This window comes from Methylomonas sp. 11b, assembly GCF_000515215.1.
Classification (GTDB): domain Bacteria; phylum Pseudomonadota; class Gammaproteobacteria; order Methylococcales; family Methylomonadaceae; genus Methylomonas.
Genome location: NZ_KI911557.1, coordinates 2,544,502 through 2,569,383, shown reverse-complemented (window position 1 = coordinate 2,569,383; position 24,882 = coordinate 2,544,502). Strand labels below are relative to the sequence as shown.

General features: G+C 48.8%; 21 protein-coding genes and 3 tRNA genes. 22 read left to right on the top strand and 2 right to left on the bottom strand.

Annotated features, from left to right (window positions below; all coding sequences use genetic code 11):
• The 3 genes from METH11B_RS0112335 to METH11B_RS0112325 all read left to right on the top strand — a co-directional run bounded on the left by METH11B_RS0112335 (position 1) and on the right by METH11B_RS0112325 (position 257).
• A tRNA-Pro gene (locus METH11B_RS0112335) sits at positions 1-77 on the top strand.
• A 6-nt stretch (positions 78-83) separates the two neighbouring features.
• A tRNA-Arg gene (locus METH11B_RS0112330) sits at positions 84-160 on the top strand.
• Positions 161-181: 21 nt separating this feature from the next.
• Positions 182-257, top strand: a tRNA-His gene (locus METH11B_RS0112325).
• A gap of 307 nt (positions 258-564) precedes the next feature.
• Here the strand turns inward: METH11B_RS0112325 and METH11B_RS0112320 are convergent.
• Positions 565-819 (bottom strand): hypothetical protein, encoded by a 255-nt coding sequence (locus METH11B_RS0112320; protein WP_026602273.1) that lies wholly within the window; start codon positions 817-819, stop codon positions 565-567.
• 652 nt (positions 820-1,471) lie between these two features.
• Positions 1,472-1,801 (bottom strand): hypothetical protein, encoded by a 330-nt coding sequence (locus METH11B_RS0112315; protein WP_155931119.1) that lies wholly within the window; start codon positions 1,799-1,801, stop codon positions 1,472-1,474.
• 1,584 nt (positions 1,802-3,385) lie between these two features.
• Here METH11B_RS0112315 and METH11B_RS0112305 point away from each other — a divergent pair.
• The 19 genes from METH11B_RS0112305 to METH11B_RS0112220 all read left to right on the top strand — a co-directional run bounded on the left by METH11B_RS0112305 (position 3,386) and on the right by METH11B_RS0112220 (position 24,637).
• Positions 3,386-4,906, top strand: a complete 1,521-nt coding sequence (locus METH11B_RS0112305; protein ID WP_036275929.1) for a B12-binding domain-containing radical SAM protein — start codon at positions 3,386-3,388, stop codon at positions 4,904-4,906.
• 4 nt (positions 4,907-4,910) lie between these two features.
• On the top strand, positions 4,911-5,906 hold the full coding sequence (locus METH11B_RS0112300) for a GHMP family kinase ATP-binding protein (protein ID WP_026602270.1): 996 nt from the start codon (positions 4,911-4,913) through the stop codon (positions 5,904-5,906).
• A gap of 94 nt (positions 5,907-6,000) precedes the next feature.
• Positions 6,001-6,819 carry a transketolase gene (locus METH11B_RS0112295; RefSeq protein ID WP_026602269.1) on the top strand — a complete coding sequence of 273 codons (819 nt, stop codon included), beginning with the start codon at positions 6,001-6,003 and terminating at the stop codon, positions 6,817-6,819.
• Complete coding sequence (locus METH11B_RS0112290) at positions 6,816-7,778, top strand: transketolase family protein (protein WP_026602268.1); 963 nt, start codon at positions 6,816-6,818, stop codon at positions 7,776-7,778. Before METH11B_RS0112295 ends, METH11B_RS0112290 begins: the two co-directional genes overlap by 4 nt.
• A 16-nt stretch (positions 7,779-7,794) precedes the next feature.
• On the top strand, positions 7,795-8,964 hold the full coding sequence (locus METH11B_RS0112285) for a DegT/DnrJ/EryC1/StrS family aminotransferase (RefSeq protein ID WP_036275926.1): 1,170 nt from the start codon (positions 7,795-7,797) through the stop codon (positions 8,962-8,964).
• A gap of 10 nt (positions 8,965-8,974) precedes the next feature.
• The gene (locus tag METH11B_RS0112280) at positions 8,975-9,694 is read left to right on the top strand and encodes a nucleotidyltransferase family protein (RefSeq protein ID WP_026602266.1); all 720 of its coding nucleotides are present in this window, start codon (positions 8,975-8,977) and stop codon (positions 9,692-9,694) included.
• Positions 9,685-10,269: a D-sedoheptulose-7-phosphate isomerase gene (locus METH11B_RS0112275; RefSeq protein ID WP_026602265.1), complete on the top strand. Its 585-nt coding sequence runs from the start codon at positions 9,685-9,687 to the stop codon at positions 10,267-10,269. The genes METH11B_RS0112280 and METH11B_RS0112275 overlap by 10 nt, the downstream gene beginning before the upstream one ends.
• A 25-nt stretch (positions 10,270-10,294) precedes the next feature.
• A complete protein-coding gene (locus tag METH11B_RS0112270; RefSeq protein WP_026602264.1) occupies positions 10,295-11,233 on the top strand; it encodes an NAD-dependent epimerase/dehydratase family protein in 939 nt (312 codons plus the stop codon).
• Positions 11,234-11,263: 30 nt separating this feature from the next.
• Complete coding sequence (locus METH11B_RS0112265; protein WP_026602263.1) at positions 11,264-11,863, top strand: NUDIX hydrolase; 600 nt, start codon at positions 11,264-11,266, stop codon at positions 11,861-11,863.
• Positions 11,864-11,970: 107 nt separating this feature from the next.
• Positions 11,971-12,762, top strand: a complete 792-nt coding sequence (locus tag METH11B_RS0112260; RefSeq protein WP_036275922.1) for an ABC transporter permease — start codon at positions 11,971-11,973, stop codon at positions 12,760-12,762.
• Between the two features lie 59 nt (positions 12,763-12,821).
• Positions 12,822-14,129 (top strand): ABC transporter ATP-binding protein, encoded by a 1,308-nt coding sequence (locus tag METH11B_RS26730; RefSeq protein WP_036275920.1) that lies wholly within the window; start codon positions 12,822-12,824, stop codon positions 14,127-14,129.
• A 67-nt stretch (positions 14,130-14,196) separates the two neighbouring features.
• Entirely contained in the window at positions 14,197-15,681 is a 1,485-nt protein-coding gene (locus METH11B_RS0112250; protein ID WP_155931118.1) for a hypothetical protein, read from the top strand.
• A 59-nt stretch (positions 15,682-15,740) separates the two neighbouring features.
• Complete coding sequence (locus METH11B_RS0112245; RefSeq protein WP_155931117.1) at positions 15,741-17,612, top strand: hypothetical protein; 1,872 nt, start codon at positions 15,741-15,743, stop codon at positions 17,610-17,612.
• A complete protein-coding gene (locus METH11B_RS0112240) occupies positions 17,609-19,765 on the top strand; it encodes a glycosyltransferase (protein WP_026602258.1) in 2,157 nt (718 codons plus the stop codon). Before METH11B_RS0112245 ends, METH11B_RS0112240 begins: the two co-directional genes overlap by 4 nt.
• Positions 19,766-19,821: 56 nt before the next feature.
• Entirely contained in the window at positions 19,822-20,715 is an 894-nt protein-coding gene (locus METH11B_RS0112235) for a hypothetical protein (protein ID WP_155931116.1), read from the top strand.
• A gap of 361 nt (positions 20,716-21,076) precedes the next feature.
• The gene (locus tag METH11B_RS26725) at positions 21,077-21,802 is read left to right on the top strand and encodes a glycosyltransferase family 2 protein (protein ID WP_026602256.1); all 726 of its coding nucleotides are present in this window, start codon (positions 21,077-21,079) and stop codon (positions 21,800-21,802) included.
• Positions 21,803-22,159: 357 nt separating this feature from the next.
• The gene (locus METH11B_RS26720; protein WP_026602255.1) at positions 22,160-22,621 is read left to right on the top strand and encodes an SxtJ family membrane protein; all 462 of its coding nucleotides are present in this window, start codon (positions 22,160-22,162) and stop codon (positions 22,619-22,621) included.
• 13 nt (positions 22,622-22,634) lie between these two features.
• A complete protein-coding gene (locus tag METH11B_RS29780) occupies positions 22,635-22,787 on the top strand; it encodes a DUF5989 family protein (RefSeq protein WP_313732599.1) in 153 nt (50 codons plus the stop codon).
• A 17-nt stretch (positions 22,788-22,804) separates the two neighbouring features.
• Positions 22,805-24,637, top strand: a complete 1,833-nt coding sequence (locus METH11B_RS0112220) for a carbamoyltransferase family protein (RefSeq protein WP_036277433.1) — start codon at positions 22,805-22,807, stop codon at positions 24,635-24,637.
• Positions 24,638-24,882: the final 245 nt, after the last annotated feature.

The following is a 24,882-nucleotide window of genomic DNA, read 5'->3' as shown; positions in this document are numbered from 1 at the left end:
CGGGGTATAGCGCAGTCTGGTAGCGCGTCTGCTTTGGGAGCAGAATGTCGGGAGTTCGAATCTCTCTACCCCGACCAAGATTTGCGCTTGTAGCTCAGCTGGATAGAGCATCGGCCTTCTAAGCCGAGGGTCGCAGGTTCGAGTCCTGCCAAGCGTGCCATCGCAAAAATTCATCATTATGGTGAGCGTAGCTCAGTTGGTAGAGTCCCGGATTGTGATTCCGGTTGTCGTGGGTTCGAGCCCCATCGTTCACCCCACCATTCCAACTTATTTATCAGTCTGATAGATAAGAAATTCTCCAAAGATCTGATTCTGCAAGTCAATCAATACTAGCTGTTCGTCCGTTTAAAAAGGACAAAAAAAGGACAGGGTTTCGCCTTGCCTGTATCTACTTTACTTCATTTTTTTCCTTTCTTCCTGTCAGTCCAAGCAAGTTCCTGGTCAATTTCTAATTCCTAGACCCTGGGGGGGGGATGGTTAGATCTGGGGGCGTTTGGTAAGCTAGGGGTATATGATCTATTTCTGACTCTCTCTGGATGCCAATCTAAACAGGTGATAATGGCATCATTGGAATAGACGCTGCTGAATTTGCTGCTGCTGTTGCTGTTGCAGCATTTGAGTTTCCATACGATGCATCTGACTCTCCATCTGCATTTTTTGACCTTGGATACGAGCATTCATTTCAGCTTGTCGAGCAGACATTTGCCCATGTAACGCTGCTGCCTGATCACTCAATTTATCGCTATAACTGTCTGGTACTCCTTTGAGGATTTTTAATTTTGTATCTATCAAACTTTTAAGAGAATTGGCCGTTTGCATATCCCTTCGCTCCAAAGCATCCCGATACTTTCTGTCTAGTAAAGCAATTTCACCCTCATCTCGTCTCTTGGCTACGATAGCGGCCTCATCGGCTTAGCTCGAGCCTGTTCCTCGGGCGATCTAGCATGGTAAGGCTGACGCTCCTCTTTCATCAGCTTCTCACTTTGATTCTCAGTGCAAGGAGAAGATGTATAGCCGTGCAGGCTTATCATGGGGAGGCCGAAAGTCGCGGTTTGCGAGGTAACCGCCAATAGGTTTTGCCGGGCCGAAAACGCTGGCAGCACGTGCAGTAATTGCTGTCGACCGCCGGCGATTTCAGAAAGGTGGGGTCGCATACGGGCGAATATGGCAATCGTTAAGCAAACGGGCAGGCGTCAAGTCGATCAGGGTGGGCGCTCACTGAGTAAGGCAAGCGCAACGGCACCGCCCATGCGGTAGGTCATTTGTGCGCGGGTTCAGCATTTTTGGAAATCGATAAATCGCCGGTTGACGTCGGTGACTGCATCATTGAAACGGCGGATGTGGCATGCTTCCTCGTCGTGTATTTTTATGAGCTTCAACGCGTACAGTAAGTCCTGTGTCCTGGTGAGCAGGTTGCGGTTCGCTTCTCCTGGCAGTATGCCGCTTTCCCTGCTTGCTCTGTCCGTGCTCCTTAGCAAAAGCCAAAGCAGTAAACCGATGCCCAGTGCAAGCAGAGTGAGAGGGGCGACATGCGGAAGGCGACGGACAGGTAGGCAAGTGCCAGCAGAGATAGGGTAAATAGGTGCATAAGGAAAAAGGTGCCGATGCCGATTCTCTGCGTCTCGGAAGTGAGAGCGTTGAAAATTTCGTCGCTGTGCTGGTCTGTTAGAAAGCTCCAGCGCGAATGGGCTGCCTCATCATAAAGCCGTTGTCTTAAATGATCGGCGAAGCGCAATTGCAGTGAGCGGCTTTCCCGGTCCCTGAGCGGCATGAGCCAGGCTTGCGCCGTGATCAGTCCCACAAAAATACAAGCGCGGTTTCGAAATCCCAGTTTAGCTTCAGCCTGGAGAGGAGGCGGTGAGCCACTGTAAAACGGCTACCTTCAGTTTCAAATCCGCCAGCTAAGGTCAGTAGCGGCAACAGCATTAGTAATCTCGCGTGTTCAGTGCCCGCTGACATAACGCTAAACAATGTAGTGCGCCGGATTGCTGGCGGATCGAAACGTAAAAACTCACGTGGATAAGCGCGAAAAAGCCAGTTGTTCCGGTTTGGGGTGGCTTGGTTGTTCGATGCCATAGCCGGGGGTGATAGCACGCGGCGGCAAGCGCTACTTCGTTCTGAAGCTAAGCCCGATTTGCGCATTATGCTCGGTATCACCGAGCAAGATAGCTTTTGGTCTTGGGGAAATTGCGTCCGCTGAAAATCTTGGAAACGGAGCGCCAGCGAAGTGAAGATTTTTAGTCCCCGATAGCCGTAGCGCCGGGCGGGTTTTCGCAGCGAAGCGGAGAAAACCTGCAAGGCATCGCGACACGGCGTTAAGTCATGCGAGAGCCGATGTTTCGACCCCTTGTTGGGTCGGAACGAGGTGACGCGGACGAATCGGGGCGCCGAAGGCATAAGCGGTCGCGTCATTTTTGCCGATTTTTTCCAGCAGGATGCCCGAAAAAATCTTTCGGCAAAAATAGCGACTCCCCGGAGCAGGCCGTTTTCACCAATTAGGTCCTCGGATTGTTGATAACCCGAGTAAGATCTTGAACAATTCGGTTAGGATGGATTTTGACACGACCATTTTTTCTGTTTTAATCACCAGAAGCCTTCGAACTTAAATCTGTCTATAGGTGGAAGCGGGCAAGATCGGGGTGATACGGTGTAGGATCGCTGTGCAAATAATGCTTGGTTAATTTTGACGATTCAGAGCTGATCGATCATGGTTGTATCGAATGAAGTAAGTCATGGCTCTTATTAAATGGGTTGGCAACGTAGATTGCTTTTTTACAAAAAACATTTTAAGCTCTTAATATCGTGTTGAATAAATACAATAATTCAGAGATAAAGTATAAAGTTTCTGGTCAAATACTTACGTTTTATCTTCTGCTAATCGCCTTTTCAACAGTCTATTGAAATTATTTTTCACGTTGAGTAACCATAAGTATGGTTGCTACAAAATGTTGTCTATAATTTATTGATTTTTTGTTGTTGCCGATGAGTAAGCTTTAATGGTAAGGCTATATTTGGAGGGTGATTTTTGACCGAATTGCGTTTTTAACGGGCTCTTAAATCAACTAGCACCAGAAGCTAGTCAAGGATGCTATTATTGGTTTGAAATCGAACCGATTTATTAAATTGATTGAGTTTTCAATTTTAAAGAGAAGCGGGCGGGCACACCGTAATATATACAACGCTACTAAGGCTTCGGCAAGCAGTGTAAGGGTGTTTTATCGTGTACGAGTCAGCTGTCCCTGGAGAGACTTTTTTACAGCGTATGACAATTGATGCCGAATGAAAATTGAAGCGCAATTACAAAAGCGTCGATGCTTTAGATTGTGTTTTTTCGGTTATCTAGATGAGTCGCAACAGTCCTTGGCCCTACATATTTAAATACTAGATGGATGTATTGTTCATAAACCCAGATTCGTCTAATAAGGCTTATCAGGATCTCGCTAAAACCTATTCAGCTATCGAGCCCCCTACATGGGCACTGTTACTGGCGGAGTCATGCCGAAGCAAGGGATTTGATGTCGCCTTGATGGATTGCGACGCTGAGCGTTTGACGCTTGAACAATCGGTGCAACGCATTGATGAGTTCAATCCACGTCTGGTAGTGTTCGTCGTCTACGGGCAAAATCCCAATTCCGGAACAACCAGCATGATCGGTGCATTGGCTCTGGCTAGCGCGCTTAAGGATACTGTTGGTAACCAAATACGGATTGCCTTCGTTGGTTCTCATACGAGTGCTTTGCCGTTGGACGTTCTGGCTCATAATTGCGTCGATATTGTGTTGCTCAACGAAGGCGTTTACGCATTGCATAATCTGTTGAGAGGCAATCTCGAGAGCGACTTGGCGCATGTCAAGGGCATCGGCTATAAACAGGGCTCTTCGGCCTTGCCCGTGCTCAACCCGCCTCAGTCTGTGGTACCGCAGGAACGGATGGACGAAGACCTGCCGGGTTATGCTTGGGATTTGCTGCCTTACCGCGACAAGCCACTCGACCTTTACCGGGCGCATTTCTGGCATGCCGAGTTCAGCCACGATAAACGCACACCGTTCGCGGCTATTTACACCTCGCTAGGTTGTAATTTCGGTTGCGATTTCTGCATGATCAACATCGTCAATCGGTCCGATAACAGCGTCGGCATTGATGCCTCGCATTCCCGCGGCATGCGTTTTTGGTCGCCAGCCTGGGTGATTCGCGAAATGGAAAAACTGGCGACGCTTGGCGTTCGCACGCTACGCATCAGCGACGAAATGTTCTTTCTCAATCGTAAGTACTACGAGCCCATACTGCAAAACGTGGTCGATAGAGGTTTCGACTTTAATATGTGGACCTATTCCCGCGTCGATACTGTCAGGCGCAATGCGCTCGATTTATTCAAGCGCGCTGGTGTAAATTGGCTGGCATTGGGTGTCGAGGCGGGTAATCAGATGGTGCGTCAAGAAGTTTCCAAGGGGTCGTTCAAGGAAGTCAATATCCGTGACGTGTGCGACACGATCAGCGATGCCGGCATCAGCATCATCAGCAACTATATCTTTGGCTTCCCGGATGATACGCTGGAAACGATGCAGCAAACGCTCGATCTTGCCATCGAGCTCAATACCGAGATGGCCAACATGTATCCTTGTCAGGCCTTGCCGGGCAGTCCCATGTACCATATTGCCAAACGCAACGGCTGGAAACTGCCCAAGACTTACGAAGGCTTTGCCTTCCTGTCGTATGAATGCGAACCGTTGCCGACCAAGTATTTGAGTTCGGAGGATGTGTTGCGCTTCCGTGATCAGGCATGGCAAACCTATTTTTCAAATCCCGCTTATCTTGAGCTAGCCGAGCGCCGTTTCGGCGTGCAGGAGCGCAAGAATATCGAGGACATGGCGAGCATCCGCCTTAAGCGGAAATTGTTGGGAGATTAAGCACTTGATTATCACCAGAACCCCGTTCAGGATTTCGTTTTTCGGTGGTGGCACCGACTACCCGGGTTGGTATCGTGAGCATGGCGGCGCCGTGCTGTCGACCTCGATCGACAAATATTGCTACATCAGTTGCCGCCGTCTGCCGCCGTTTTTCGACCATAAACACCGCATCGTCTATTCCCTGATCGAAAACGTCAAACATAACGACGAAATTCAACATCCCGCGGTTCGCGCGGTGCTTAACTGGGCGAATGTTGAGGAAGGCCTGGAAATTCATCACGATGGCGACCTACCTGCCCGTTCCGGCTTGGGTTCCAGCTCGTCGTTTACCGTCGGCTTGTTGAACGCCTTGCAAGCCTTGCAAGGACGAATGACCAACAAGGATGGATTGGCTAGGGACGCGATTCACATCGAACAAAACTTGATTGGTGAGAATGTCGGTTCCCAAGATCAAGTGTCGGCGGCCTTCGGTGGTTTCAACCGGATCGAGTTTCATACCAACGATACCTTCGACGTTGCGCCGGTGATTCTCCCGCAACAGCGCCAACAAGAGCTTCGTCAGCATTTGATGCTGTGCTTTACCGGCTTCTCGCGTATTGCCTCCGAAGTCGCGAAGTCGAAAATCGACAATTTGAAAAATCGCGAGAAAGAGCTGAAGCTGATGCGGGCGATGGTCGACGAGGCTATCGCATTGCTGCAGGACGGCCGCGAACCCATCGAATCGTTCGGTAGGCTGTTGGATGCCAGTTGGCATTACAAACGCAGTTTGTCTGAACGGGTGTCCACCCCAGAGATCGACGAAATATACAATGCGGCAATGGATGCCGGCGCCATCGGCGGCAAGATTTTGGGTGCTGGTGGCGGTGGTTTCTTGTTGTTGTTTGCTAAACCGGAGAAACAGGCCGCGATTCGCGAACGCCTCGACAAGCTGATTCACGTGCCGTTCAATTTCGAAGACTCCGGCAGCCGTGTAGTTCTCTACCAACCCAACGGACTTTAATTGTGATGCACCAGTTCTTATGTCTTGGTCTTCATGCCGGGGAGACCAACGGTTCGACCCATTACCGAACCAACGCCGAAATGGAGGCGCTGCTGTGAATTCCGAAACCCTTGATTTGCGCGCCAAGGCCGATTGGGTCTGGAGAGAGACGCTCGCGATCCACCGTCGCGCGCCCGAGACTCGGCTTGCTTCGTCGCTATCAGCCGTTGAAATTTTTGTCGCGTTGTATTACGGAGGCGTATTGCGTTTCGATGCCTCTCAGCCATTGGCGGCGCATCGTGACCGTTGCGTGATCAGCAAGGGTCACGGTTCAATTTGTATGTATCCGATTTTGGCCGATCTTGGTTTTTTTTCGAAAGATGAATTGTTGAGGGTTTGCCATAGCGGCGGTTTTTTGGGCGGTATTCCCGATCCGGTGATTCCTGGTTATGAGACTGTCAACGGTTCGCTCGGCCATGGCCTGGGCGTAGCCACCGGTATGGCTCTGGGCTTGAAGCGGCTCGATAGTGACCGACAAGTGTTCGTCGTGTCAGGTGACGGCGAATTGCACGAAGGAGCCAATTGGGAGGCCGCGATGTTTGCCTCTCAACACAGGCTCGACAATCTGAATCTCATCATCGACGACAACGGTATCAGCATGCTCGGCTATACCGATGATATCGTCAGCCACCATTCGCTAAGCGAGCGCTTAACCGCGTTTGGCTGGGATTGTCGGCGAGTCGATGGTCACGATGTGTTGGCTGTGCAGGCGGGTTTGTTGGAGATGAAGGTGACGGCGGCCGGTAAGCCGAAAGCGCTGATCGCCAAAACCTTGAAAGGTCGCGGTGTGCCGGGATTGGAGAATGCGCCTTTGTCGCACATTCTTAATCCCAAGCCGGAATTAATTGACAGTCTACTGGAGCAATTGCCATGACGACCAAACCGCTACCGATGCGCGACGTTCTGCTTGATCGGGTTTGGCAAGCGATGGGGCAGGATACGAAAATATTTTTCGTCAGTGCGGATTTTGGTTCGCCGATACTGGATAAAATACGCGCCGATTTCCCCGACCGTTTTGTCAACGTCGGTATCGCCGAGCAAAATTTGATCAACGTGTCTGCCGGTCTGGCGCTCGAAGGGTTTACCGTGTTTGCTTACGCGATTGCGCCGTTCATAACCATGCGCTGCTACGAACAGATTCGTGTCAGCTTGGCATTGCTGTCGGAAGTGCGGCCGATTAACGTTAACCTGATCGGCGTCGGCGCCGGTTATAGTTACGTGGTTTCCGGGCCGACGCACCAGTGCTACGAAGATTTGACCCTTATGCGCGCGATGCCGAATTTCCAAGTGTTTTCACCCGCCGACCATGTAACGGCGGGAGCATTGTTCGAGCGCTGCGTATCGGCTACCGGCCCCAAATATTTGCGCTTTGACGCTCAGGTATTGCCGGTAATCTACGAACAAACGGCACCGGACTTACGATTGGGTTTTCACGTTCACCGTCGCGGCCAGCGCGTGTGTTTGCTGGCCACCGGCTACATGTTACATACCGCGCTGAAGGTGGCGGCTCAGCAAGACCCCGAGCACGATGTCGGTGTCATCGATTTGGTGGACATTGCGCGTTTCGATGCGGATCGATTAGCTGACGAACTCGCTGGCTATCAAGGCTTGGTCAGTCTGGAAGAAGGCTTTAGTGGTCGCGGAGGGGTTGATGCCATGCTATTCGATTTCCTGGCCCGACGTAAACTGCCCTTGACACTGCTCAATCTGGGGGTCAATGGCGGCTACCGTTTCGAACTGGGTACACGGGCCGAATTACACGAACAAGTCGGCATAGGGCCGGAAGCCGTGCAACGGCGCGTTGCGGCATTCATTCAATCACTTTCTCATTAACCGGGTATTCGACAACATGAAATTCCCCCTGATGCGTAACAACATTCTGCGCGAAGATCTCGACGCAGTGATCGAACATCTCAAACAGGACGATCCGATTTTGACTCATGGCGCAAACGTGCGCGCGTTCGAGGCCGAGTGGTCGGAGTGGCTGGGTGTGAAATACAGCGTTTTCCTGAATTCCGGTGCATCGGCCAACCTGCTGACCATGGCGGTGTTGAAGATACGCCATCCCGAAGGCGGCGAAGTCATCGTGCCGCCGCTGGCCTGGGTATCGGATGTTGCATCGGTGTTGCAGAACGGATTCACCCCGGTATTTGCCGACATCGATCCGGCAACGCTGGCGATGGATACTCAACAAATTCTGAGTAAAATTACCGACAAAACCCGCGCCGTGTTTCTGACTCACGTCCAAGGTTTCGATGGCCTGACCGACGAACTGGTCGCGGAACTTGAATGCCGCAACATTCCGTTGATCGAAGATGTCTGTGAATCGCACGGCGCCCGCCATAACGGTAAATTGCTCGGCAGTATCGGCTGGATTTCCAATTTTTCCTATTACTACGCCCATCACATGAGCACCATTGAGGGTGGCATGGTTTGCACCAACGACCCCGAGGTCTATCAGCAAGTGCGCATGTTGCGTTCGCACGGCATGGTGCGCGAGGCGACTGACAATGATTTGAAGGCACGTTACATCGACGAAAATCCGCAGCTCAACCCGGATTTCATTTTTGCCTATCCGGCCTATAACACCCGCAATACTGAAATCGGCGGCATAATGGGCCGTAGCCAACTCAAGCGCCTCGATATGATCGTGCAACGCCGTACCGAAAATTTGCTGCGCTTTCTCGATAAAATTGATGCGTCCAAATACCGCACCGATTTCAAACTCGAGGGTTCGAGCAATTACGCTTTTAATCTGATCCTCAATGAGGCCGACGATAATTTGGTTCAACGGGTGATGAAAAAAATGCGCGAATCCGGCATCGAATTCCGCCGAGGTAGCGCCGGCGGCGGCAATCAGATACGCCAACCTTATTTGAGAGGCATCGTGCCCGAAGGCCATCATCTGGAATATCCGAATACCGAACACGTTCATTTTTACGGGTTTTACATCGGCAATTTCCCCGACTTGAGGTTTGACGAAGTCGACGAACTGTGCGCGTTGCTCAACGCAGCTTGATGGCGACGTCGTGACCACGGCAATTGTTCTTGCAGGCGGCTTGGGCACGCGTTTGCGTCACGCGGTACCCGATTTGCCGAAACCGATGGCTCCAATCAATGGCCGTCCGTTTCTCGAATTTTTACTCGAGTATTGGCGTACTCAGGGCGTGGAGCGTTTCATTCTATCGGTTGGCTACCGGTGTGATGCGATCATTGATTACTTCGGTAATAATTACCGTGGTGCGGTGATCGAATACGTGGTCGAACAAACCCCCTTGGGTACCGGTGGGGGCGTACTATTAGCCGCACGCAACATCCCGGTCGGCGAACGTTTTCTCTTGCTCAACGGCGATACTTTCTTCGCTGTGGATTTGGAACAGTTGATGCGTTTCGCACAACGTAGCGATGCGGATTGCTGTTTTTCGTTGTTTCGTTCCAACGAAGAAGGCCGCTTTATGGCGTTGGAAGTATCCGGTGACGGGCGCATCGAGTGTTTGCAGTCCGGCAAAGGAGGCGTCCGCAGTCTGGCCAACGGCGGAGTGTACGTCCTGCGGCGCAGCGCATTGTTGGAAGAACGGTTTACGCCGAACGCCAAATGGTCTCTCGAAGACGATATTTTTCCAGCGGCTTTGACTGCCGGCCGTCGTTTAACCGGTGTCGAGTTTCCGGGAACCTTCATCGATATTGGCATTCCCGATGATTACGCGCGCGCCGCGCAAGTGTTGAGCGGGGAGTCGGAGTGGATATAGTTTCGCGCCTCATAACTAATGTTCAGGCCTCGATTGATGCCAAAAACAGGCTGTTGGCTGATACCGACGCGTTAGCCGAATTCGGAGCGGCCGTGGAAGCTGTGATCGCTTGTTATCGCAACGGTGGCCGCATCTACATTGCCGGCAATGGCGGCTCGGCGGCCGATGCTCAGCATTTGGCGGCGGAGTTCGTCAGTAAACTGGCGCGGGAACGTGATGCGTTGCCCGCAGAAGCCCTGACCGTCGATAGTTCCATTCTGACAGCAATCGGCAACGACTACGGCTTCGAACACGTATTTTCCAGGCAACTGGCCGGCAAAGCCTGCGGCAATGACGTTTTTTTGGGCATCAGCACGTCGGGCCAGTCGCCGAACATCTTGCAAGCGCTGGCGCAGTGCCGCGCTATGTCGATACCAAGCATCGCATTTTGCGGCCGCGATGGCGGCAAAGCCCGCGAACTTGCGATGTATGCAGTAGTCGTCCCGGGAACCGCGACCAGCACTATTCAGGAATTGCACATAGTCTTGGCACATACGCTGTGCGAGTGCGTCGAAGCGGCAATCTTTGGCGAATGAATTTTTTCGAACCGAAAGGAGAGTTATGAGTTACAACATTTTAGTAACCGGCGGCGCTGGCTATTTGGGCTCTACCATGGTACCCGACTTGCTGGCTACAGGACATAAAGTTACGGTGCTGGACAACTTCATGTTCAAGCAAAGCAGTTTGAACCACGTCTGTCACCACCCGAATTTCTCGGTCGTCAAGGGTGACATCCGCTTGGAAAAAAATGTCGCGCCGTTGCTCAAAAATGCCGATATTGTGATTCCGCTGGCTGCGCTGGTGGGTGCGCCGCTGTGCAATCTGGATCCAATCGGCGCAACAACTACCAACCACGACGCAATAACGCTGATGCTGAAGTTGTTGGCCAAGGATCAAATCGTGTTAATGCCGACCACGAATAGCGCTTACGGCACCGGCGATGAAAACAACTTTTGTACCGAGGAATCGCCGTTGCGTCCGATTTCGCAATATGCAATTGAAAAGGTCAAAATCGAACAGGAATTGATGCAGCGCGAAAACGCAATCAGCTTCCGTTTGGCGACCGTATTCGGCATGTCGCCTAGAATGCGCGTCGATTTATTGGTCAACGACTTTACCTACCGCGCGGTCAACGACCGATTCGTCGTGCTGTTCGAAGGCTATTTCAAACGCAATTATGTACATGTGCGCGACGTTTCCCGCGCTTTCCAACATGCGATTACCAATTATGACGCGATGAAGGGTCAGATTTACAACGTCGGTCTTTCAGAAGCCAACGTCTCTAAAAAAGAATTATGCGAAACAATCAAAAAGCAGATTCCCGACTTCGTGTTCATCGACGCGCCGGTCGGTAAGGATCCTGATCAACGAAACTACATCGTATCCAACGCCAAAATCGAGGCAACAGGTTACAAAACCTCTGTCAGCCTTGATGCCGGTATCTCCGAATTGATCAAAGGTTTTACCATGATCAAGAATTCGATGTACGGCAACGTTTGATCCAACACCAAACTAACTATCAGCTACGGCATGCAACACGAAGATAAGGTAACGGACCAGAACTTTCGGATCGAACTTTTGGGGCGACAAGAGGTATTCGAAAACGCGCTGTTTCGGGTTTATGCCGATCACGTCGTCGATTCTCACGGCAACGAAGTGCCTCGCTATCTGAGCGTCGTGCCTCGCTGTTTAGTCGACGACTCTGTCGCCGGCGTTGCGGTACTTCCGGTTGCCGGGCACGCTATTGGCTTGATGCGAGTGCTAAGGCACCCGTTACAGCGCTGGTCCTGGGAAGTGGTCAAGGGGCATGGGGAACCCGGCGAAAGCCCAGCCGCCATAGCGGAACGCGAGCTGATGGAAGAGACGGGGTTGGCGCTATTGACCGGCGGTTTGAGGGATCTGGGGTCGCTGTCGCCGGAAGCAGGCGTTATCCAGGCTCGCTCTCGGCTGTTTGCCGCTTTGGTCGATGCCGGTGCAGCCGTCAAGGTTGAACCGGAGTTCGGCCACGGCGAATTTCGCTTTTTCGACCGATCCACCGTATTACAAATGATTGCCGAGGGTGAAATCGAAGACGCCAGTTCGTTGGTGCTGGTTTATAAGTGGTTAATCGAACACGAGTCGAATGGTTGAAGACATTGTTGATTTGTTGGTCTGCTACCGCTTTTTAAACGTGCTAATAGCGCGTTTGGGTTCAACCAAATTAATTTGCCCGGTAATCTAATCCCCGCCTTGATTCCATGTTGGATATTGTCAGTAATATTATGAAGTATCGGTCACTAATTGGCGCACTTGCCTTGCGTGATTTGCAAAGTAGGTACGTTGGGACTATGGGAGGGGCGTTATGGTCGATCATTCAGCCGGCCTCTACGGTGGCCGTGTTTTATTTTGTGTTCTCGGTAGGTTTTAAAGCGGCCGCGCCCGCCGGTTCACCTTTTATTATGTGGTTCATCACCGGACTGATGGTCTGGTTTTATTTCAATGAAACTTTGATCACCATTACTGGTTCTGTAACCAGTAACGCTCATCTGATTAAGAAAACCGTTTTTCCAACCGAAATACTTCCCTTCGTGTTCATCACGGCGGGTATTGTGCCGCATATGATCTTCATGATCTTTGTGATAGGAATGCAAGTTTGGTATGACATTGCATTTTCGCCGATGCGTTTGTTGGTGGTCTATTTCATGCTGTGCAACGCCACATTGCTACTCGGGCTGGGTTGGTTGTTTTGCGCGCTACAAGTGTTTTACCGGGACATAGCACAAGCCCTTTCCGTGATATTGAATGTCCTGTTTTGGTTAACGCCGATTGTGTGGTCAATGGAACTGTTACCGGAAAATTATCGCCATCTATTATCTTATAATCCAATTTACTATATTGTTGAAGGGTATCGTGGCTTACTTATATTTCCTGAGCCGAAATTACCAAATTTAACGGATACTGTTTTTTTTTGGTGTGTGACAATTTCGATTCTATTTTTCGGCGCTTATATTTTTCGGCGGCTCAAGCCTGAGTTTGCCGATATGCTTTGAAAAATAATGGGCCATAATGTGATTAATAAGCGTTATTTAACTGAAATTGAGGGGGGTTAATGGAGTCGTTGCCCGCAATATCAGTTTGCAACGTTAGTAAGAAATTCAGATTGTTTTCTTCTCCGAAAGAACGGTTAATCGAGGCTATTCATCCCTTCCGTAAGCAATACCACAAAGAGTTTTGGGCGCTTAGGAATATTAGTTTCGATGTACATCGCGGGGAAATCGTCGGAATTTTGGGGCGTAACGGTTCAGGCAAGTCGACGTTATTGCAGATTATCTGCGCGGTGATGCAGGCTACTGGAGGAGAGGTTAAGTCCAGCGGCAGAATTTCCGCATTGTTGGAGTTGGGGGCTGGTTTCAATCCCGAATTTACCGGGCGCGAAAATGTCATCTTGAACGGCGCCATTCAAGGTTTTTCGAAACAGGAAATGCTGGAGCGTATTGACGATATCGCAGCATTTGCCGACATCGGCGAATTCTTTGATCAACCGGTTAAGCTTTATTCCTCGGGAATGTTTGTCCGGGTCGCGTTTGCAGCGGCGATTCATATAGACCCCGAAATCCTTGTCGTCGATGAGGCTCTGAGCGTTGGCGATTCAAAATTCCAACACCGTTGTTTCCAACGCATCCGAAACTTCATGGAGCAAGGCAAGACTATTTTGGTTGTGTCCCACAGCACGGACACCCTGTTAAGGATTTGCAGTCGTGGCGTCGTTCTGGATCGGGGAGAGTTGGTACACATCGGCCCGATCACGAGTGCTGTTAATCATTATCAAAAGTTGTTGTTTGGAGAGGCTCAAAACATATCGAAGAATAGCAACGTTAAACGAAAGAAGGCCTTGCTCTTCGTAGAAAGGGCGGACAAAACCGACAAAATCCCTTTCAAGCCTACCTATAACCGTCACGAAGCCAGAATGGGCTCCGGTAAGGCCCGGATTGTCGATTTCGATCTAGTGGTCGATGGAGATTTGAATCCTCCCGAGATTGCCTCGCATGCCAATTGCGAGCTGATCGTCAAATTAGTCAGTGACGAGTTCGTGCAACTCTCTGTCGGTTTTGCCATCGTTTCGCTTGAAGGAACTTATGTTTTTGGCACCAACCTGGCAATGATGGGACATCCTTTTGTTCAAATCGAACCTGATGGCTATGTGGCGTTAAAATTTCATTGGCAAGCACATCTTACCGGGGGCGAATATTTTCTCAATCTCGGTTGTAACGAATTTGTCGATGGGCAAGATAGTTTTGTCGATGTACGACGCTCAGTGGCTCGATTGAAATTTTCGGATACACCGCAATCGGTCGGTTTTGTTGACCTTGAAGTCGTGGCTGAATTAGTGGCTGTGGACATTCTGGATGAGCAGTAGCTTAATGGTAGCTCCACGGCCGTTGGTGGTAGGTTATCCCCGTAGCGGCTTCTCTTTACTCATCAATGTGATTGCTGAACTTGTCGGCCCGGCACGGGATAGGCGTACGCTTAGCATCAAAGCGCTGTGCGACACCGCCGGATTCCAGATTTCCCGGCGAATAGAAGACGTGTTTATTCGCCGCGGTTTGTCGCACGATCTCATTTACAATTACAACTTTCGACAATTGGCCGGAGGACCTAAATGGTTGGCCGGTTCCGAGTTTCGCGATGCTCGATTTCGAAAATATATCGGCCTGCGTGGCGGCGGGGATTTCACCTTAATTACTTCTCATCCCCGCGAAATTCTCAATTATTACGAGGTTGTCCATTCGCACGTTGGACCGGCGGCTTGGTTAAGCGCGCTTGATGTCCCGAAGGGCTTGCGTTTCGCATCAATGCGTCATCCCGCGGGAACGTTAACGTCCGCCTGTTTTTCGATCAATGCGCTGGCCAGCGAATATATCCAACGTTTTGTTCCCTGTCAGGAAGATAACGACTTTCTAAGACAACGCCTCGCTCTGTACAAGCTTAGCGATCTTAACTTTTTCGAAGCGCTACTGCCGCCTTTCAAGGCTTACCTTGAAGAGTTCACTCAGCAAGATCACAACTACTATTTGATGCGCTGGGAAGACTTAATTGACAGTCCCGTGAAGACCATTCTCGGTATTGCGGGCGAATTGGGTTACAACACAAGCGTACCTCAGGCGCAAGCCTTATGGGCAAAACTCGACCACGTGAACCTAACCGGCTCCCATAAGCACAATCTGCGTCGGGGGCATGGCATCGTTGAGGGTTGGAAGGATTGGATAACCAATACTCATCTTGATATTCTGCGCGACCACGGTATCGACACGTATGCCGCCCGCTACGGTTACGGACCCATCTCGCCTTTAGACGAAAGCACTTACACGCCATTTCAGCAAACGCTTGAGGACTATATTCGGCGGGGCGAAGTATTTCGTGATTACGGCGACGAAGATTTGTTTGGATTTGCCTTCAACAAGTCCAACATCGATTTTTCCCGTTTTGGTTTTCGCCAATATCCTTGGCGAACCCATACGGCCATCGAGCGGTCCTCGTGCCGCGACGAAAGTTTGGTCATGGAAGTGTCGGATGTGGCGGAGGAGGCGTGCGGCATTTTTAATGAAGCGGCCGCTATCTGGATTAACGCGGCGCAAAATGACGGTTTAGATACGGCGGCGATAGATTCTATAACGTCGGTGGTTTCAGAGCTTTACGCTAACGATGCCGAGCTTGAAGTGTTTGTATCCGCCATGACTGCTGCCATCAACGCTGATCGAGGCTCCAATGCCGATACCGGGAAGAAATATTCGGAGCCACTTTTGTTGGATAGCCTGGGAACGACAAATGTCGTATTTTTTCAAGGCAAGTATTATGCGGTTCCACAGGCGCTAGGGCCTGTTGATTTTAGCTTGCCGAATCTCTCCGGCATTGCTTTTACGGGAATTGCAGATTCTTTTTCCGAACTCATTTTGATGGTGAAGGAATGAAAGGAAACGGCAGCGAACTTAGATTTATCGAACCGACTGCGCCAGCCTTTGCAGAAGCCTTGCGCAACAATCCGCCATTAACCGGGCCTGTTTATCTTGTGGGTCACGGCGAGCTTGCGGATACCATCGTGCGGGATGCTACTCACGAAGGTGTATCGGTTATTGCTCACACTGATATCCCACCACTGGAAGTTCTAAAACAAGCTCGCGTGTTGTTGTTTACAGAAACTCGGGGCGAGCAACTTGGGGATCTGTTGTTGGCATGTTTGGATCTGCAACAGGTCCGGATTTTTGCGCCGAAAAGTGATTGGCACATGAGTCGCAAACCCTTGTTTATAGTCTCTATCCCCAAGGCCGGTACGCATTTGGCCTACGAGTTTGCTCGAGCGTTGGGTTATGCTGCTGGTATCCAAATCCCTGATTTTCCCAAGCCAGGCACTTGGTATTGTATCGAATACAGTAACTCGCATACGGTTGCCCGAGATTTCTTTATCGATTCGGTGCGCCGAGCGCCATTTGGTAATCGGCACCATCCGGTTACTCAAACCCCTGTGCTTTTTGTCTACCGGCACCCGTTGGATATTCTGGTCTCTGAGGCGCATTACTACCATCGCGAAGGTAAAACGGTTTTTGCGGGCTATTTTTCCGGCAAGGATTTTGAACATCGGGTGCGGCAATTAGTAGACGACGAATGGTTGTTGGGCTCCTTAAGGCAGCGTGTGGGCGGTTTTCTGCCATGGCTGAATTTTCCTAATGTCATCCCGATCGCTTTCGAGGAGCTGGTGGGCGGAGCTGGCGGCGGTTCGGCACGCGCTCAACTTAAATCGATTTGGGCTATACAGTTAAAACTTCAGGCGGACGGTATTACCAAAGACATTGCGGCTCAGGTCTTCAATCAGAATTCGGCGACCTTTCGTGAAGGCCGAATTGGTGGCTATCTTTCGCAATTGCCTTCAAACCTGATCGACGAATTAGCTGATCGATGCGCTGATGTTCTTTCCGGCTTCGGCTACACGGTAAGGGGAGACTCGTTGATTCCTCGCCGGGTTGCTGAATTCCAATCACGTCCGTTGCGGTATTCGGCCAAGGACTTCAACGAGATGCCTTTAACCGTGGAACAAGACTTCATGGGTTGCAACCTTGTCCGCTATGCCCACCGTTTTTATGCCGCCCCTCTTTCGGCGGGTGTCATCGCTCTGGACGAATGCACGGCCCAGCAACTTGCGCGCTTGCCTTCGGCAGCGACGCTTGCCGAATTAAAGTCCGTATTATTGATTGGCCGTAAGGCTTATGACCGGCAATTGGCGCAGCTTAACCAAACGGGATTCGAGTTGCATTCCAACACTACGAACAACGTTTCCCCGGCCTATTGGATGGAATCCGAAGAGCCTTGTCTCTTTGACACGTATAAAGGCTTCAATTTGGTTGCCTGGAAGGGACGTTATTTCGCTTTGCGTCAGTCCGTTGGCATGATCGATTTGGCGCAAAATTTACAGACCTTGCTGTCCCTTTACACGCCGGACGCTATTCTAATGGCAAGGGATGTCGATACTCTGATGGATGATATAGATGGTATCTCGACGGCGGTTCGCCTGACGAATAATGCCAACGGAAATATCTCCGGGTTGCAAGCTCAGCTAGACGACTGCACGCGTTCGATCCAAACGCAATCGGAACAGTTACAGAACGTTTATGATATGGCCCGTTTATACGGAGAAAAAATCGAAGGTTCTCTACAGGCTTTGAGCCTGCAAATTGAGGACTCCGTGGTCAAAGGTTTGCAGAATACTTTAACTAGCATTATTCAACAGCACGCGGTCTTGCAAGGTGAACTACAAAAACAAGAAGAACAAATTATGGTCTTGAATAATAAGCTCGACATTCGTAACGCGAGTTTCCTATCGCGTTTGTTTCGGAGGAACCCCCGATGAGCGAACAGATACTAAACGTCGCAATTCCCTGGAGCCTGACACACTACATACCGCTGAATGGCTTTCATCCCCTCTACCGGGCGTTGTTCGAAGAGAAGCCCGACTGGTTGAATATCGCGGCATGGGACAATGTCGAGTTATCGCAATCTTTGCGCGGTGACAATGCGTTCAGAGAATCCCTGCTCGCGGAAGTTGCGAAGGATGCCGCTAAGTTGGAAAACGTTTCCTTGTCGCCTATCGAGAAGGATTACTTTGCGCATTATTGGCCCGCCAATCAGGCTTTAACCCGTTTATTACCCGGTGAGATTGAAGTTCATCACACCGCGCCGTTTCCGAGTTTGTGCCGCCCTTTTGTATTTCATTGCGAATCGTTTGCGCCGGTTTTTTTTCCATTTGCGCATCAAGGAACCGGGAGCATGGAATCGCAAGAACAGGTACGAGCTTATTACAAGCGAATATTCGAAAATCCGCTGTGTCTTGGAATTTTCTCTCATTTACCGGAGACAATCACGGATTTGAGCTGTTTTTTTGCGTCGCCGATCATTGATGCCAAGCTTCATTTATCGCGCATTGGATTCATTGGCGTATCGGGCGGAGATAGGCAATCCAAAAAAGGGCTCGCGGCAGCTAGGTTTTTGTTCATCAATTCCGCGCATCAAAACCCAGACAACTTTTTCCTACGTGGCGGACATCTTGTGTTGCGTTTTTGGCAGGCACTATGTGCCGAGTCTGGAAACGAGCGATTGATTATGCGTTGTGGCCGGCCTTCGAATGCGATGTTGTGGGAATATGGGGTCGATTTAGACTGGTTGAGCTATCACGAAGGCCGCAGCATCATCTGGATTGAGAGTTATCTGACGGCGGGCGAGCTTGACGAACTTATGCGCGCCGCACATTTTTTGCTGCTTCCAAGTGCTTCCCTACATTCTGTTTCAATCATGCAGGCTATGGCGGCGGGAGCCGTACCGATTGTCTCCGATACGATTGGGACCAACCGCTATGTCGTAGACGGAAATGATGGGATAGTTTTGTCTGGCGTCTATGCCAACAATTGGCGGCGAGACCCCGAATCCGGAGTTATGACTGATCGATATGCTCGTAATCTTGATTTGGAGGATTCGCTCGTAGAACAAATGTTTTGCAGGGTTAGTGATTTGCTTAATCATCCCAACAAGTACGAATCGTTGAGTTTAAGGGCTTACAATAAAGCTCAAGTCGAATTTTCGGGGCGCGCTTTCAGTGAAGATTTCTGGAGTAAGGTTCGAACGATCTATTTTGATTATAAACGATCAGCGTGTTCTAGTAATGCTCTTGAAGAACAGGGCGAACATTTCAATACATGTTTAATCTGTGACGATGATTGGCCGAAAATAATTTCCAGTGTGCCGCAACCGGTGCCACGGCTTCAAGCGGGAAGAGGGAGAGTATTCGAAATAGGTGGCTATTTTGTGGCGACACCCCATTCCCAGATCATGAACTTACACGACTGGTCTCCAATTGCCGAGTTTGTAGATAGTGCGGCTCCTTCATTGAGTTTCTCAAACAGCCTTAAAGGTCTCAATGGCTGTTACATCGGATGTTCGATTGAGGATAATGGTATGTCGATCACAAGACGGATCGTCAAGATTATTGCAAAGTATTTAACGCCCTATCCGCGTCTGTATCTGGTTGCTTCTCAAATGCTTAGATTGTTGAGAGCGTGGAGGCGCCAATTCACCGTGAATTTGGCCTCTTCGTCCGATGTCGGTTTGATAGATGAAGGAGTTAGGCTAGTGATGCATGATGTTCGCGGATTGAACGTCATTCGCAGTGGGAAGCGCTTTTATGCCATTCCGATGAGTGAAGGTGAATTCTCTTCAGCTCGGGTGGACAAAGGTGGTTATAGCTTTTGCGTGACGGGGGACAATCTGAGAGACCTGTTAAAAAGAATCGATAGTTTACCCGTCCGCGTAGACCAAATCCACAACGTGGAATTAGTTGAGGAGGGGATGTATGGTTTCAATATCATCCGTTGTAGCGACAGGTTTTTTGCCATACCCCAATGTGACGGCGCGTTTAACCTACAGCGAGTTCTTGATAACGGTTATAGTCAAATATTTTCAGGCAGTTCGGTAAATGAGGTTAGAGCAGTGGTAGAGCGGAGCATATTGTGATCGGGAGGCCCGCTAGACACCCTGTTCATCTGTGGGTATATAACCACCCCGTGCAAATGATTAGCGATCAGATTGAGTTCTTTTTTCTGATAATGCAGCAGCATGGTTATCCCGTAACAATGGGGCGTAACCCAAAGGATACTGCACTAAACGTGGTCATCGAGAATTTTTCGGAAATGACCAGCAGGACGCTCATCGATTATTGCGAACGCACCGGTAAGCGAGTAGCCGTTATCATGACCGAGCACCTTGATCTGGTTGGGGACGAATTGTTCATCCATGGCGACCGATTATGGAACAATAATGATTACATGCACCCGGCAACTCAAGTTTCGAGAATTAAGAATCTCATGGATTGCGTGCCCTATTTCCGGGCTGTTTTTGTGTTGGGAGATCTGCCCGAATTAATTGGGTCAGGGAGTATGTTTCCCGGCCTTACAGTCAGAACCCTACCGTTTCCCGAATTATTGAGTGTTGACTTAACGAATCAGGAGCCGATGCACGAAGTTGTTTTTTCCGGCGCACTTACTGCGTTTCGGGATCAAACGCTACGGGCTATTGCTGAACGTTTTGTGTTGGCGCAAACGTCAAAATTTCTACCGAGAAAGGGGCGAGACCGACTCAACGAGTCAGCGCGTGTCGTGTTGAATATTCCCCAGCGACCCAACTGGCGTTGGCTTTCACTGATGCGCATCATTGCCGCGTTGCGTTGCGGCCGGGCGACGGTTTCGATTGGAACTCAAGACCAATCCTGTATTGCTGAATGCTGTATTCAGTTGCATGAAGCAGGGTGGGAAGATGAATTAAGGCGGGTGGTGAATAATTGGCCCCATGCCTATCAAGATTGTTTAACGCGATATGAAAGCATGCGCCAATCTTTTCTCGCAAAGCATCTGTTTCCGCATGATTTGATAGAATATTGGAGTTTATTAGAACGTTTGGACACCTGATTAATAGTCATGAGCTTACTTATGAAAAAGATAAATATCGATCAATTATAAGATGGCGCATCAGCATCCCAAATAGCGATATTTTTCTTGCCGGCAGAAGTTTCAAGGGAGTTTTGATATAACTAAAGTCTCGTGGCGCTATTTATTCCGTTAAAGTAGAAGTACCAATTTAAATGATAGGATTGTTATTAATGTGCGCGTTAGTCAAGATGGGGTTGTTTATGCTATAACTCGCCATTGTATTGGTCTATATAATTTTAAAAAAATTATTTGACAGCATATTGTTGTTGGATTTTATTAAAAATCAAAAAAAACGAGTGACAAGCTGCGGTATAATGCGGCTGTTTATTTGAAGAATAAAATGGATAATTCGAAATTAAAATTTATAACAACGCTTTTTATTCCTGTAAAAAATGAAATAGATGCATTAAAGGTTATAATGCCGCGTATTGACAAAAGTTGGTGTGACGAGATATTGATTCTTGATGGCAGTTCTGATGATGGCTCAAAAGAATACCTTGTTTCTAAAGGATATAACGTCGTTAACCAAGAATCAAAAGGAGTCAAAGCTGCTTTTTGGGAGGCGTTTGAATTGGCTAAAGGTGATGTCATTATTCCGTTTTCGCCGGACGGCAACTCTATTCCGGAGGATATTCCAAGGCTAATTGAAAAGATAAACGACGGTTATGATATAGTTGTAGCATCGAGATACAAAGGCGATGCAATTTCGGAAGATGACGATTTCGCATCGGGAATTGCCAATAAGTTTTTTACCCATCTTATTAATATACTGTTCTCAACAAAATACACAGATGGGCTCGTGATGTACAAAGCATTCAAAAAGTCTCATCTATATGCATTGGAAATAGATAAATTCAAGAGTGAGTTTTCGGAAATAATGTTATTAACCCGTGGTGCGAGGTACGGTTTGAAGATAACGGAAATTTCTTCTTCTGAACCTCCTAGGATAGGTGTACAAGGAAGCCGAGCCCATCCTGGGGTGCTAGGAAAATATAAGAGCGCTCTTGTTTTATTAAAATCCATATTGCGAGATGCATTGTTTTATCATCCTGGTCTGAATAGATAACAAAACATACCGTAGAGAATAGCTTATATTCTTTCAATACAACAGGCTAACGAACAAAATTCATCCGGTTTTGAATTGGCCGCTCTTGAGTTCATCTATGGTTTGAGTGTCGCACTCGATTTTCTTGTTCCTGGCGTGCTTTTTTGTATTGCCTATCTGGCCAACCAAATAATAAGCAGGAAAAAAGTTTGGCGGTCATCGTCGCGATGGATGCGGGAGTCGGGGTGTTGATTAGCATCCTTCACGCTATTTGGATGAGGCGTCGAGCAATGGGATAGCGTTGTTCCGCAGTGTTATCGACCACTTTTTGCCAATGGTTAAACGCCGTATCGGCCAGTGCCGGTAGTATCAAAATCTATGAGAAAATCCACTTATAAACGATCAGGCTACGTGCTTGAAAACTCGCGCCAAGAAGAGAATGCACAAAAACCAAGTGAACGCGGATTTGGAATAACTTTTGCTGCCATATTTTGCATTATAGGTTTTTTGAGGTTATATCAATCCCATGACTTGCACGATCATTGGTGGATGATATGGTTATTCTTTGCTGCAGTTTTGCTTATCCTTGCATATTTTTGGGTAGCACCACTACGACCTCTTAACAATCTTTGGCATCGTTTCGGCCTCGTTTTATCTTATTTAATTAATCCCATCATAATGGGCGTCGTTTTCTTATTAACTATTCTGCCGGTTGGGCTATTAATGCGCTTCCTCAAAAAAGATTTACTTAAGCTGAAAGTTGATCGCAAATCGTCAACCTATTGGCAAAATACACCGCTTGTTGTGGTTAAACAACAAAATATGAAAAATCAATTTTAATGTGGAATTAGCGATGCTGAATACCTTGCGAGAACTTTGGGTTTTCCTATCCATGCGAAAGAAGTATTGGCTATTGCCAATCATATTCGTGCTAGCCTTGGTCGGCGGTTTGGTTGTTTTAAGCCAAGGCTCCGCAATAGCGCCATTTATTTACGCCATATTTTGAAATTTGCCGAAATACCCGTGAACATATTAGGTATCTCGGCGTTTTATCACGATAGTGCGGCCTGTCTGATTGTAGATGGGCAAATAATCGCCGCCGCGCAAGAAGAACGTTTTACGCGCAAAAAACACGATGCGGGTTTTCCTAAAAACGCGATTGAATATTGCCTGAATGCGGCTGGTAAAAAGCTGGATCAAATTGAGTATGTTGTATTTTACGACAAGCCTTTTTTAAAATTCGAACGACTTCTTGAAACCTATATTGCCTTTGCTCCGCGTGGTTTTCAATCATTTTTAACGGCAATGCCGATTTGGCTGAAAGAAAAGCTCTTTCAAAAGTTAGTATTGCGGGATGAGTTGAAAAAGCTGGGTGCAGATCCGAGTATAGAAAGCCGTTTGTTATTTGCTGAACATCATCAAAGTCACGCCGCCTCGGCTTTTTTTGCTTCACCATTCGAGGAAGCCGTTGTGCTAACAATGGATGGCGTTGGCGAATGGACAACGACTTCAGTATCGATCGGATGCGAGAATCGCTTGGAGACGGCGAAAGAGATGCATTTTCCTCATTCTATTGGCCTTTTATATTCAGCGTTTACCTATTATCTTGGTTTTAAAGTTAATTCAGGTGAATACAAGGTGATGGGGTTGGCTCCCTACGGAGAAGCAAAATATGCCGACGTTATTCTGGATAAACTCATTGATCTGAAGGCTGACGGTAGTTTTCGGCTGGATATGCAATATTTTGATTATTGCACCGGCCTCAAGATGACCAACAAGAAATTCTACAAGCTTTTTGGTGAGCCGCCTCGAAATCCGGATCAGCCATTGACGCAAAAGCACATGGATATTGCGGCATCTATTCAATGGGTTACCGAAGAAATAGTGCTTCGCTTGACGCGTAGCCTTTCCAGTGAAAACAGCAGCAAAAATCTTTGTCTTGCCGGTGGTGTGGCTCTAAATTGCGTGGCTAACGGCAGAATCTTGCGCGACGGTAAATTTGAAAAAATTTGGATTCAACCGGCCGCCGGCGATGCCGGCGGCGCTGTTGGCGCGGCATTGGCTGCTTATTACACACACCTTAACAAGCCGCGCCGAACAAACGGGCGTGATGCGATGTCGGGCGGCTACCTTGGGCCGAGTTACAGCAATAGTGAGATTGAACGGCAACTCGTCAATGCTGGCGCTGGCTTTGAAAAATTAGATGACTCCGATTTGATTCAGGCCACCGTAGATGCTTTGGTAGCGGGAAAAGCCGTGGGATGGTTTCAAGGGCGTATGGAGTTTGGCCCTCGCGCGCTCGGGGCCCGTTCTATACTCGGAGATCCTCGCAATCCAGTGATGCAGAAAACGTTAAACCTCAAAGTCAAGTATCGCGAGAGCTTCCGTCCTTTTGCGCCGGCAATATTACGAGAAGATATGGTTGATTGGTTTGAGCTTGATTGTGATAGCCCATATATGCTTTTCGTTGCAAATGTAGCCGAAAATAAGCGCAGAAAAATAACGGAACAGGAGTCAGCGCTATTTGGAATCGATAAGCTTAATGTACAACGCTCCGAAATACCGGCCGTGACCCATGTCGACTATTCCGCAAGAATACAATCCGTGGATAGAGAAACCAATCCGAGGTTTCATGAACTCCTATCCTCGTTCAAAGCACGGACCGGTTGCCCTGTTCTCGTTAACACCAGTTTTAATGTTCGTGGAGAACCTATTGTTTGCAGTCCCGAAGATGCTTTTCGTTGTTTCATGGGCTCGGAGATCGAATTGCTGGTTATTGAGAACTACATTCTGTACAAAGAAAAACAGGATGCCCGCCTGAAAATAAATGACAGCCCTGCCTTTGAGCTGGATTAATTGCGCCGCTCGATAGTGGTCAATTTAAAGGCGGCCGGCGAATTACGGTAAAAGCAGCAGGTTATGGCATTAATAAATTCTCTCGATAATAAAGGCGCTCAAACTACAAGCTTCGGCGGAACACAATCTATATATAACTGCATGCGGGACGCCAAGTACAACGAAGATTTTTGAAATTGGGATGCCCGGATTTATATTCAAATTCTCTCAAAAGTTTTTATGCGGCAAACCAATAAAAAATTTCA